This is a genomic window from Streptomyces sp. SID5785 (assembly GCF_009870065.1).
Taxonomy (GTDB): Bacteria; Actinomycetota; Actinomycetes; order Streptomycetales; family Streptomycetaceae; genus Streptomyces.
The window spans coordinates 1-11950 of the sequence record NZ_WWIA01000167.1 but is presented as its reverse complement, the minus strand read 5'-3'; the positions used below and the strand labels follow the sequence as shown (position 1 = coordinate 11950).

Genomic DNA, 11950 nt, shown 5'->3' with positions numbered 1-11950 from the left:
TGGCGGCGGCATCGCCACCGACACCGTGGTCGAGTACCCGGAGCTGGTCCGTGCCGTCGTCGTCTGCGGCGCGGCCACCAGCGACTTCCAGTACACGGACCCCTGGTACCAGGACCTGTCCGCCGAATACGCCCGCACGATGGCGGCGGGGGACGTCGAGGGCTGGCTCGCCGCGTTCCTGCGGGTGCTCCCCGGCCCCTCGCGCTCGGCGGACGACATGGACCCCGCGCTCCTGCGCCGTCTGCGCGACATGGCCCTGCACACGCTGTCCAAGCACCGTCCCGGCGAGCCCGACCTGTTCACCCCGATGACCGGGACCTGGTCCCGTGTCCCGAAGATCGACGTACCCGTGCTCGCGCTCAACGGCTCGCTCGAACCGGAGGAGCTGACCGCCGCGGCCGACCGCCTCGTGCGCGCCGTCCCCGACGGCCGCTCCGTCACGTTCGACGGCTCGGGCCACTACACCAATCTCGAACAGCCCGAGCGCTTCAACACGGTCGTCCTGGACTTCCTGCGGAGCCTGTGACCCGGCCCGGGCGTCGCCGCACGTCATCCTGGCATCCTGGGCACGGCCTCCCACGAGGCCGCCCGGGACGGCCCCGGACGACGACCGAGAGGACAGCGGGACCATGGGTGACACCGGTGCACACGGGCCGGACGGCAGGGCGGCCGACGAAGGGCTCGACGCCCTGCTGCGCGAGCTGCACCGTCAGGCGGCCCGCGGCGACACGGCCCCCGACCCGCGCCGCATCCTCAACTGGCTGCACCGCCACACCGGCACCCACACCGCCCTCGTCGACGGCGCCACCGGCCGCGTCGACACGGCGACGGCGGGCTTCCCGCACGACGACCTGGAACCGCTCGCCGCCCTGCTGTCCCGCCTGAGCGCGGGCTCGCTCGACACCGCGGCCACCCAGGCCGCGGGCCGGTACGTGCGCCTCGAGGCGCTCGGGCCGTTCGCGCCGCGCCCGGTCCTGGTGGCCGTGTCCGACGCGGAACCGCCCCCGCACGCCTCCGCCGCGCTCGCCCACGCCGCGGGCGTCCTCGCACTGCTCCACCGGGCCGGTGACGTCGACCGCACCCGGCGCGGCTACCAGGCCAAGGCCCACCAGGTGCGGTTCGCGGTGCTTCAGGCACTGCTGTCCGGCGACGCGCTCCTCGCCCGCCGGATGACCACCGGCGCGGTCCCGCCGATCCTCGAGGCCGGCCGGCTGCGCCTGCACCTCCTGCACTGCCTGCCCGCCGACCGCGAGCGCATCGTGCACGCCATGCAGGACCCCTCCGGCTACCACGGCCCCGACCTGATCGTGCAGTGCCCCGTGTTCAAGGAGCACCTGATCTGCCTGATAGCCGACGACGGACCGGACGGGGAGGCCACGGCCCCGCAGTCCCCGCGGCCGAGCCGCGCCGCGGACCTGCACCGGCTCGTCGAGGAGAACACCCCGTACGCCCTCGGGGTCAGCGACGCCCACCCCCTCACCGAGACCGCCGCCGCCTACACCCAGGCCGCCCACGCCCTCTCGGCCGCCCGCACCGTCCCCGACCGGGTCGCGCACTACCACGGCAGGACCCCGTTGGAGGGCGTCCTGCCCCAGGCCGCCGCCCTCGGCTGGGCCCGCACCTTCCTCCAGCCCCTCGAACAGGCGCCGCGGATCAGCGTCGACATCGCCCGGCTCGCCCTGTGGATGCCGCGCACCGGCGTCGCCAAGCTCCTCGACATGAGCCGCAACACGGTCGCCGCCCACATCAGACGCGTCGAGAGCGTCCTCGCCGTCGACCTCGGCGACATCCGCGTCCGCGCCGCGGTCCACCTCGCGCTCGCCCTCGACGGCGCCGCCACCGCCCGTCCCGCCGACGACGCCGACGGCGAGCCGGTCGCCCTCGGCGACCTCTTCCGCTCCGAGCGCGCCGCGGCCTGGGCCCGCACCCGCCTGCGCCCGCTCGCGGAGCGGAACCGGCGCACCCTCGAGGCCTGGGTCGCGGAGAACGCCGACGCGCAGCAGGCGGCCCGCCTCCTGGGCATCAGCCGCAACACCGTCCGCGCCCACCTGCGTGCCGCCGAGTCCGAGCTGGGCCTCGACCTGCTCACGCTCGGCAGCGGCATCCACGAGGTGGTCCACGCCCTCCAGATCACCGCCTCGCGGGCCGCTTGAGCAGCGTGCACGATCCGGGCCCGAAGTCGAGCACCGTGCACCTGGAGCGCGGGCCGCTCCCCGTCCTAGGGTCTGAGTACAGCTCCGGAGACGGACCGCTGAGGGGGAGTGCGGAGCGGCCCCGCGACTTCGGTCGCGGGCCGCTCGCACTGATGTCAGCCGACGGCACCCCCGCGCACGTCCTCCTCACGCGCCCGCGCGAACCGATCGAGGACGTAGGTCATCGTGAGACGCACGGCGTCCCGGGCCTCCTCCGTGTGATCGAGCGTCTCGAACCCGTGCCGCGCACCCGGGACGTCGACCACCTCCACGACCGCGCCGGGCACCTGCGCCACCGCGTGCAGGAATCGGTCCACGGTCTCCGCGATCACCGGCTGCTCCCGCTCGGGCCGGACGACGACCACGGGCAGCGCGCCCATCGCGCGGGCCGAGTCCGCCGGCCGGAAGCGGCCCGCGGGGACGCCCCAGATCGGCAGCGGCGCCATCACCGGGTAGCAGGCGACCAGGCAGCGCAGCCAGTCCGGCGGCCCGTCGAGCCACTCCGCGGTGAGCGGACCGCTCGCGGACAGGAACCACAGGGCGATCCGCTCCTCGTCCACCCGCGGGTCCGCGCGCAGCGCCCGCACGGCCGCGGCCAGGTCCCCGGCCGCCACCGGGTACGCGCTCACGTCGTGCAGTCCGTGGTCGAGCGTGGCCCCGACGACGCCGCGCGAGGCCGCGTACCGGGCGTACCCGACGAGAGCCGGCCAGTCGCGCGGCGTCGGCTCCACGCCCGCCGGCACCGGCCCGCCGTGCACGAACAGCACGGCGGGGAGCGGCCGTTCGGCGTCGGACCCCTCCTCGGGCAGGTACAGGTCCAGCGTTCCGTGGCGCTCGCGCGGCAGCGCCGGGACGTCGAGCAGGAAGGTGCCCGGGCCCTGCTCCTGCGCCTCGGCCGCCGCGGGCGCGGCCAGGCTCTCGCCCCCGCCGGCCGCCGCGTCGAGCAGGGTCCGTGCCAGCAGGTCGGGGCAGGACAGCATCGGCCAGTGCCCGGTGGGCAGTTCGAAGAACGTCACGTCCGGGCGCACCAGCGCGCCGAGCATCGGGTCGCCGATGCGGACCAGCATCCGCACGGACTCGATCGACGCGCCGTTGTAGTGGCACAGCACGCCGGTGGTCGGCAGTCCGGCCGCCGCGCCCGACAGCTTCAGGGGCTCGGTCAGCGTGGCCACCGGATGCGGTGAGGCCGCCGCGCCGAGCCGGTCGAGCGCCGCGTCCGGCAGGCCGTACGTGCTGCCCCAGTACTGCCACTGACCGGGCTCCGGCACGGGCACCGCGTGCGCCGCGTCCCCGCCGGTCGCGCTGTCCCGCATCAGGTCCGCCCGCAGGCCCTGGTCGGGGACGGCGGACAGCGCCGGGGTTCCGTCGCCCGGGACCGGCGCGTCGATGTACACCACGCGGGCGATGCGCTCCGCCCGCAGGTCGGCTGCGCCCTGCGCCGGATAGACGCCGTAGTCGTGCCCGACGAGCACGATGTCGCGCGCGCCGGGGGTGCCCGCCCCGTCCACGGCCGCCACGACCCGCTCGATGTGCGCGCTCAGCCCGACAGGGCCGGCGCCGGGCGCGGGCAGCTCGACGACCTGCGTCCGGGCGCCGGCCCGCGCGAGGTGTCCGGCCACCTCGGCCCAGTCGGCACCGCCTGTGAAGAACCCCGGGACCACGATGAACACACTCATGCCACTCATGCCACTCTCCCCGCTCGCGCGTCCGACCGACTGCGGGACCGCACTCCGGTCCCGGCCGCGGGTAGGTTAGGAACTCCCCCTGAGGGAGGTTCAAGTGCGGGACCAGGACGACGGCCGGTGGAGCATCGGGGAGCTCGCCGAGCGCGCGGACACCACGGTCAAGACGGTGCGGTTCTACTGCGACCGCGGGCTGCTGCCCGAACGTGAACGCAGCGGCGGCGGCCACCGCCGGTTCGGCCCGGAGGCGCTCGAGCGGTTGCGCCTCGTCCGGACCCTGCGCGGCCTCGGGCTCGCCCTGCCCCGCATCCACGAGGTGCTGGAGGCGGGCGCCGGGGCCGAGGACCGCGACCCGGACGCCGCGGACTCCGCCCTCGCGGACTCCGGCTCCGCCTTCGCGGACTCCGGCTCCGCCTTCGCGGACTCCGGCTCCGCCTTCGCGGACGCGGTCGCGGGCCGACTGGCCACCCTGGGCGGCCAGTTGAGAGCCCTGCACTGGCAGGAGGCCGCCCTCCGGCTCGTGCAGGAGAGCCCGCCCGTCGAGCGCGCCGCGACGCTGCGCCTGGTCGGCTCGCTCGGCAGCCCGCCCAGCACCGACGCGCTGGCCCGGTTCTGGCGCGGCTGGCTGCCCGCCCGGATGCCCGCGAAGGCGTCCGCCGCCTTCCTCGACGCGGCCGTGCCGCAGATCCCCGACGCGCCCCGGCCCGGCCAGGTGCTCGCCTTCGCCCGGCTGCACGCGATGGTCTCGCGCCCCTGCTCACCGGCCCGCCCGACCCAGCCCGCCGCCCACCAGGAGGCGGGCCCGCACACGGTGGCCGGACTCTACGCGGGACTGGCCGAGGCCTACGACCTGGCAGGCGTCCACCTGCGCGCGGGACGGGCGCCCCGCGCGGGGGAGGCCCTGGACGGGTTCGTGGACACGTACGCGCGGGTGCACCAGCGGCGCGACACCGTGGCGTTCCGCCGCGCCCTGGCCGGACAGCTCGGCTCCGACCCGCGCCTCGACGGGTACTGGGAACTCGTCACCGAGCTCATCACCCCGCACGGCGCAGCCCCGGAGCCCACGCCCGGATCGGCCCACGACTGGCTCCTGGCCGCCCTGCGCGAGGACGTCGCGCGCCGCGCGGCCTGAGCGGACCGGCCGGGCGCAATTGCCTTGCCCTGGTGGGCAGATCCACGCTCGAATGGCCCGCATGGTCACCCCCGCGCAGCCCGCTCCCGTACGCATCGGCGCACTCGCCCCGCTCACCCGGCCCGGCTGGGTCGAGGCGGGCCGCCACCTGCTCGCCGGGATGGAGGCCGCCGTCCGCGACGTCAACGCCTCGGGCGGCGTCGCAGGCGCCCCGGTCGTCCTGGAGGTGCACGACACGGCGGCCGACCCGGCGCGGGCCGCCGCGGCCGTCACCGCACTCGCGCGCTCGGGCGCGGACGCCGTGGCGGGGGAGTACCACAGCGTCGTCGCCCGCACGGCCGCCGCGACCGCCGACGCCCTCGGGCTTCCGTACCTGTGCGCGTCGGCGGTGCTCGACGCGCTGACCGACGCACCGTCAGGGACGGTCGCGCGCATCGCTCCGCCGCAGTCCCGCGGCTGGCGCCTGTTCGCGGACCATCTCCTCGCCGCCGGGCACACCCGCGTCGCCGTCGCCGCCCAGCCGAGCGTCTACTGGGCCGCCGGCACGGAGATCCTGCGGGACCGTCTTGCGCCGCACGGCGGGACCGTGCGCCGGCTCGACGCCGGGGCGACCGGCCCGGCGCAGCTGTGCGACGCCCTCGCCGACGACGGCGCCACCGCCCTGCTGCTCCTCGTCGGTCACCCGGAACCGGCCGTACCGCTCGTCCGCGAGGTGCGGTCCGACCCGCGCCTCGCCGAGGTCCTCATCGGCGCTCCGGCCGGACAGCCGGAGTTCGCGGAGTGGGCACGGCTGCTCGGTGACGACGGCGCGGCGGTCCCGTTCCTCAGGTACCTGCCGGACACGCTCACGCCGCTCGGCGACCGGGTCCGCAGCGCCCTGCGTGAACGTCTGCCCGGCGGGCCCTCGTTCGTGGCGTTCGAGGGCTACGACACCATCACGGCGCTGGCCGCCCTGCTGGTGTCGCACCGCACGGGCACGAGCCCGGCGCCGGGCTCCTGGGACGGGATCGACGTGCAGGGCACCCGCGGCCGGATCCGCTTCACCCGCACTCCGGACAGCCCCGTGCCGCAGTGGTCCGCACCGCCGATCCAGGTCGTCGACCGGGACCCCGCGCGACCGGACCGCTTCCGCGTGCTGCGGACCGCCGGCTGACCGGCCTCCGGGGCGGCCGCACGGTGCGCCCGGCCGCGGGCGAACACGACGAGCCGCAGGACCGCGAACCGGGCGACGCCCGCGAGCGCCGAGGCCGCGAGGTACACGATCTGTGCGGCCGACGCCCCGGAACCGGGGGCGAGTTGCTGGAGCGCGACCATGGCCAGACAGGTCCCCGCGTACGCGGCGGCCGCGGACCCGGCGGACTGCAGGTGCTGCCGCCCGCTCGCCCGCCCTCCGGCACCGAAGGTGAACCGGGCGTGCAGCTCGGTGGCGAGGAGCGTGGACACGACGGTGACCAGTGCGTTGGCCACGGCCCAGGGGACCCACGAGGCGAGCGCGGTGACGGCGAAGCTCGACGCGACGCCGATCCCGCCCCCGCAGGCCGTGAACCGCACGAAGGCGGTGAGGGCGCCGGGTACCGGCGCCGCGTGTGACCGGCTGTGCAGCGCGTCCATGACCCACCCCTCCGTCGCGCGTTTCTCGATGAGGAAAAAGCTACGTTGCGTTCGGAGGTGAGGCAATCAATTTATTGCACTGAGAAGTGGTAGTTGCAGGTGGATGCTGGTAAATCATTGCAATGGGTCTGTCTGTAATGCAATGCAGAGGGCGTGTTGCGTTGCAATGACGCTACGGTGAATGCACTGCCTGCGGCTCAGGTCAGTGGCTTCTCGAACCAGTGGTGCGCGTACGGTTCGTCGTTGAAGGCGGGGACTTCGCGGAAGCCGCACGCGTGATAGAGGCGGATCGCGGCCTGGAGTGCCCTGTTCGTGTCCAGGCGCAGAGCGGTACTGCCGTGCCGGACCGCCTCCGCCTCCAGCGCGGCGAGCAGGCGTCGGCCGAGCCCGAGCCGCCGTGCCTGTGGTGCCACCCACATGCGCTTGATCTCGGCCGGTGCGTCCGGCGGCAGCTTGAGCCCGGCGCACCCGACCGGTTCGCCCTGGAGTCGTGCGACGAGGAACAGGCCCTTCGGCGGCTGGAGTTCACCGGCGTCCGGCAGCAGGCTGCGGGCCGGGTCGAAGCCTGTCTCGAACGCGTCGCCGATCTCGGTGAAGTACGCGCGCAGGCAGTGCGCGGCGTCGGGGTGGTCGGGTGCCACGGAGTCCAGCCGGACGGTCCCCGCGGTGAGCAGCCGGTCGACCTCGGCCATCGCGGCGACCAGACGCGCGCGCTGCTCTGCCCCGAGCGGGGCGAGCAGGGAGTCGGCGAGTGCGTCGCTGCGCGAGTCGAGGAGGGCCCGCTGGGTGCGCCCCGCCGGTGTCAGGCGGACCGTGCGGACGCGCCGGTCCCGGGGAAGCGGTGCGACCTCGACGAGTCCGTCCCGTTCGAGGGCGCGCAGCAGCCGGCTCAGATATCCCGAGTCGAGTCCGAGCTGCTCCCGCAGTCGGCGCACGTCCCGGCCCTCCTCGGTGATCTCCCACAGCAGTCGTGCCTCGGCCAGCGGGCGGTCCAGGCCCAGGTAGTGGTCGTGGAGGGCTCCCACGCGTTCGGTGACGGTGCGGTTGAAGTGCCGCACGAGGTCCCGCTGGGTCGGCGTGTGCGGTGCGTCCTGTCGTTCATCCATTCTCTGACTTTAGTCCGGTAATGGTGGCGGGGTGGTCGCCTCGCTCCGGCCCGTCGTCCGTGCCCTCCGCGTCGATGTGCGGCAGCAGCCGGTCCAGCCAGCGGGGCGTCCACCAGGCGCGCGGACCGAGCAGGGTCATCACCGCCGGCACGAGCAGCAGTCGCACGACGGTCGCGTCGATCAACACGCTGACGGCGAGGCCGAGTCCGAGCATCTTGACCACGATGTTGTCGCTGACGACGAACGCGGCGAAGACGCTCACCATGATCAGGGCGGCGCACGTGATGACGCGTGCGGTGATCTCCAGGGCGTGGGCGACGCTCCCACGGGCGTCCCCCGTACGCATCCAGAGCTCGTGGACCCGCGACAGCAGGAAGATCTCGTAGTCCATGCTCAGCCCGAAGATGATGGCGAACATCATCATCGGCACGTAGCTCTCGATCGGCACCTTCCCCGAGACACCGAGCGCGGGCCCGCCCCAGCCCCACTGGAAGACGGCGACCACGACACCGTAGGAGGCGGCGATCGAGAGGACGTTGAGCACCGCGGCCTTGAGAGCGACGAGGAGTCCGCGGAAGACGATCAGGATGATCAGGAACGCGAGCGCCACGACCACCGCGATGATGAACGGCAGCCGGTGCGCCACGATGTCCCGGAAGTCGACCTGCGCGGCCGTCGTCCCGGTGACGTACCCGTGTGCCGAGGTGCCCGAGACCGCCTGCGGGAGTGTCTCGTCGACGAGGCGGTTGGTCAGGTCCGTGGTCGCCCGGCTCTGCGGTGACGTCGTGGAGTAGACCGTGCCGACCAGGACGTCCCCGTCCTGGGTTGGGGTCAGCGGTGTGACGGCCGCCGCGCCGGCCACCGCGTCCAGCGACTTCTGCGCCTGCGACGAGAGGGCCGAGCGCTGCCCGGAGGGGACGCTCGACTGGTCGACCACCACGGTCAGCGGTCCGTTGGACCCGGGGCCGAACGCGTCCGCCATGATGTCGTACGCCCGCCGGTCCGTGAACGACGTCGGGTCGGCGCCGTCCCCGATGTGCCCCAGCTGGATCGACGCCACGGGGACCGCCAGCACCACCACCGTGACGAGCCCGCCGGCCAGGTACCACCACGGCCGCCGCTCCACGCGCTGCGCGTACCGGTGCCAGGTGCCCCGCGCGGCGGCCGCGGGCTCGGCGTCGGCCTCCGCCACCGTGCGGCCGACCCGCAGCCGGTCGAGCCGGGTGCCGATCAGTCCGAGCAGCGCGGGCACCAGCGTGAGGGCGCCCGCGACCGCGGAGACGACCGTCACGGCCGCCGCGAGGCCGAGTCTGCTGATGAAGGAGACGCCGGAGACCGACAGTCCGGCGAGCGCGATGACGACGGTGCAGCCCGAGACGAGCACGGCCCGGCCGCTGGTCGCGGTCGCCCGTCCGGCCGCGTGCACGGGATCGGCGCCGTCCATCAGGTTCTGCCGGTGCCGGGTGATCAGGAAGAGCGCGTAGTCGATCCCGACACCCAGGCCGATCATGGTGGCGAGCGTCGGGGACACCGTCGCGAAGGTGAACGCCGCCGCGAGCAGCCCGAGGCACGCCAGTCCGCCGAGCACCGCGAGCAGCGCCGTCACGAGGGGGAGCGCCGCGGCGAGCACGCTGCCGAAACCGACGATCAGGACGACGATCGCGACGCCGAACCCGATCGCCTCGCTCACCCGGTCGTCCGCGGGCGGCCGCGCCAGTTCGCCCAGCGGACCGCCGTACTCGACGTCGACACCCGCGGCGCGCAGCGGATGCACGGCGCTGTCGACACCGGTCAGGTACGAGTCGCCGAGGGTGGAGGGCTGCACGTCGAAGCGGACGGTGATGTACCCGGTCTTCCCGTCACCGGAGAGCGGCCCGACATCCGACGGGCTCGACTGACCGGACTGGCCCGACTGGCCGGACTGGCCGGACTGGCCGGAGGACGAAGCGGACGCGGCGGTGAGCGGGTTCTGTGCCGACAGGACGTGCGGGAGTTTCTGCAGATCGCCCACGGCCGTGCCCATCTGCCCGCTCACCGACGACAGGGACGCGTCGCTGTCGCGGAGCACGATCTGGCTGCTGTAGCCGCCGGCGGCCGGGTCGTGCCGCTGCAGCACGTCCAGTCCTTCGGAGGACTGCACACCGGGCAGGGAGAAGTCGTCGGAGTAGTCGCCGCCGAAGGACCGGTTGAGTACTTGGAGGGCGGCCAGCACGATCAGCCAGATGACCACGACGATCACGAAGTGCCGGGCGCACCACTCGCCCAGCGCGCGGAGCGCACCGCGCCGCCGCACGTCCCCCTGTGACGGCTTGCTCTCGGTCCCGGACATGTGCTGCTCCAGGGAGGGGGCGATCCCTCCGCCCTTCCATTAGACGCCCGCGGGGGTCGTCCGTCCTGGCGAACGCCGGGCGGGCCGGCGGCCGGGCTCGTCGGCGTTCGTCAGGACGCCCGCTCAGGACGTGGGGGCCGGATCCTCCGAGAGCAGCGGCCCGAGCGCCCCCAGCACGGCGCCGACACACACCTCGCGCAACTGCGTGCGGGTGCAGGTCTCGTGGGTGAGCCAGTCGACGCACAGGACCCGGACGAACACGAGCCAGCTCTTGAGCACGCCGGACACGGCCTCGCGGACCCCCTCGTCGGTGAGCGGGAGCACGGCGAGCAGTCGCGAGCGGAGAGCGTCGAGCTCGTCGGTCATGATCGTCTGGATCACGGGGTCACCGGCGAGCACGCGGTTCGCCGCAAGGACCGCGTGGCGGTTGGCCACGAAGTAGTCGAGGTGGACGTCCATCCCCTGCCGGATCTGGTCGGCCGGCGAGTCCGCGGGATCGAGCCGGGTCCCGGCGAGGAGCTGGTCCGCCGCCTGCTGGTAGACGGCCGCGAACAGGGCGTGCTTGCTGGGGAAGTGCCGGTACAGCAGGGCTCTCGAGACCCCGGCCTCCTCGGCCACCTGCTCCATCAGCACGTCGGCGTACGGATGCGCGGCGAAGAGCCGCGCCCCGACGGTGAGGAGCTGGGCGCGGCGGTCGGCGGGGGAGAGGCGCTGACGAGGAGGCACGAGGCCAGCTTAGTTGACATACGTCTACCAGGGTTGCAGGCTGGAGATTAAGTAGACGTGTGTCAACTAAGCCCCGCCGTCGAGGCGGCTCGGAGGGACCATGGCCAGGACTCTGCGTGTACTCACCTTGCTCATGGGCTGGGCCTGCGTGGCCATCGGCCTGTTCCACGTCGCGCTCGGCAACGCGGCGATCCCCGGGGCCGGTTCGGCCGGTGCGACGATCGACAGCTGGGGCCGCTTCATGGGGGCGAGTTTCGTCGGCTACGGGCTCGCCTGGCTCTGGGCCGCGCGCCGGCGCCCGATCCCCGCCGGGGTGATCCGGTGGCTGGCCGTGGTGTTCCTGCTCGGAGCCGTCGGCCGGCTGATCTCCCTTGCCGTGGCGGGCCGGCCGCAGTGGTTCCAGCTCGCGCTGACCGTGATCGAGATCGTCCTGCCCCCGGTGTTCCTTCTCCTCGCCGACGCCGAGGAGAAGGCGGTGTCCACGGACGGCGCGGCGGGGTCCGCCGAGCGCCCGCGGACCGCTCAGGAGGGGCGGCGGGCGACCAGCAGCTCGAAGGGCGGATTCGCCTCGTAGTCGTCCCAGAACCCGTCGGGGAACGCGGCGCGTCCCTCGGCGGAGACGGGCAGCGGCGACCAGGTCACGTCCGTGAACCCGGCCTGCTCCAGGGCTTCTCCGTAGACCTCGCGGCGGGGCAGGTTGGCCGTGAAGGAGACGGGCTGCGGATCGAGGAACGCGGTGATCCGCACCCGCGGGCCCACCTCGGACCGGCCGCCCTCCAGTTCGCTGAGGAAACCGTACGCGCGCGGCGTCGGGCCCTCGAAGTCGTAGTCGGGGCTCTGGTTGAGCGCGTAGAAGGTGCCGCCGGGCCGGAGCGCGGCGGCGACGGTACGGCACATGGCCGTCATCGTGTCCGTGGTGTCGGCGTAGTTGAGCAGGTTCACCGCGGTGGCCACGTCGAAGCGTGCGTCGCCCGGGACCGCGGACCGCGCCACGTCACCGACCACGTACCGCACACCCAGGGGCGCCGCCTCCTCGATGCGCCGCGCGACCGCGACCATCTCGCCCGAGACGTCCACCCCCAGGACGTCCACGGCGCCGCGCCGTCCGAACTCGCGGCTGTAGAAGCCCGTTCCGCACGCGAGGTCGAGGACGGAGCGGCCGCGGACGTCAC

General features: G+C 74.2%; 10 protein-coding genes and 1 pseudogene. 5 read left to right on the top strand and 6 right to left on the bottom strand.

Going from position 1 to position 11950, the window contains the following annotated elements:
- Both GTW43_RS04945 and GTW43_RS04940 read left to right on the top strand, forming a co-directional pair.
- Nucleotides 1-526, top strand: a 526-nt coding sequence (locus tag GTW43_RS04945; RefSeq protein ID WP_161300383.1) for an alpha/beta hydrolase, incomplete at its 5' end; no start/stop codon positions are given.
- A 103-nt stretch (nt 527-629) separates the two neighbouring features.
- Nucleotides 630-2153, top strand: coding sequence for a helix-turn-helix domain-containing protein (locus GTW43_RS04940; protein ID WP_161300382.1), 1524 nt, complete (start codon nt 630-632; stop codon nt 2151-2153).
- A gap of 155 nt (nt 2154-2308) precedes the next feature.
- Here the strand turns inward: GTW43_RS04940 and GTW43_RS04935 are convergent, their stop codons facing one another.
- Complete coding sequence (locus GTW43_RS04935) at nt 2309-3868, bottom strand: alpha/beta hydrolase (RefSeq protein WP_161300384.1); 1560 nt, start codon at nt 3866-3868, stop codon at nt 2309-2311.
- 103 nt (nt 3869-3971) lie between these two features.
- Here GTW43_RS04935 and GTW43_RS04930 point away from each other — a divergent pair, with 103 nt between their 5' ends.
- The gene (locus GTW43_RS04930; RefSeq protein ID WP_161300381.1) at nt 3972-5006 is read left to right on the top strand and encodes a MerR family transcriptional regulator; all 1035 of its coding nucleotides are present in this window, start codon (nt 3972-3974) and stop codon (nt 5004-5006) included.
- 52 nt (nt 5007-5058) lie between these two features.
- Nucleotides 5059-6159, top strand: a complete 1101-nt coding sequence (locus GTW43_RS04925) for an ABC transporter substrate-binding protein (protein ID WP_161300380.1) — start codon at nt 5059-5061, stop codon at nt 6157-6159.
- A 26-nt stretch (nt 6160-6185) separates the two neighbouring features.
- Here GTW43_RS04925 and GTW43_RS37860 read toward each other — a convergent pair.
- The 4 genes and pseudogenes from GTW43_RS37860 to GTW43_RS04910 form a co-directional block, all read right to left on the bottom strand.
- Nucleotides 6186-6617 (bottom strand): annotated as a pseudogene (locus GTW43_RS37860) (hypothetical protein); the annotation flags it as partial.
- 197 nt (nt 6618-6814) lie between these two features.
- Complete coding sequence (locus GTW43_RS04920; RefSeq protein WP_161300379.1) at nt 6815-7723, bottom strand: helix-turn-helix domain-containing GNAT family N-acetyltransferase; 909 nt, start codon at nt 7721-7723, stop codon at nt 6815-6817.
- Nucleotides 7716-10052 (bottom strand): MMPL family transporter, encoded by a 2337-nt coding sequence (locus GTW43_RS04915; RefSeq protein WP_161300378.1) that lies wholly within the window; start codon nt 10050-10052, stop codon nt 7716-7718. The genes GTW43_RS04920 and GTW43_RS04915 overlap by 8 nt, the downstream gene beginning before the upstream one ends.
- 123 nt (nt 10053-10175) lie before the next feature.
- Entirely contained in the window at nt 10176-10778 is a 603-nt protein-coding gene (locus GTW43_RS04910; RefSeq protein ID WP_161300377.1) for a TetR/AcrR family transcriptional regulator, read from the bottom strand.
- Between the two features lie 100 nt (nt 10779-10878).
- Between GTW43_RS04910 and GTW43_RS04905 the strand changes: the two genes are divergently transcribed.
- The gene (locus tag GTW43_RS04905) at nt 10879-11352 is read left to right on the top strand and encodes a DUF4345 domain-containing protein (RefSeq protein WP_161300376.1); all 474 of its coding nucleotides are present in this window, start codon (nt 10879-10881) and stop codon (nt 11350-11352) included.
- Here GTW43_RS04905 and GTW43_RS04900 read toward each other — a convergent pair.
- The coding region (locus tag GTW43_RS04900; RefSeq protein WP_161300375.1) for a class I SAM-dependent methyltransferase at nt 11301-11950 on the bottom strand (650 nt) is incomplete at its 5' end. The genes GTW43_RS04905 and GTW43_RS04900 overlap by 52 nt on opposite strands.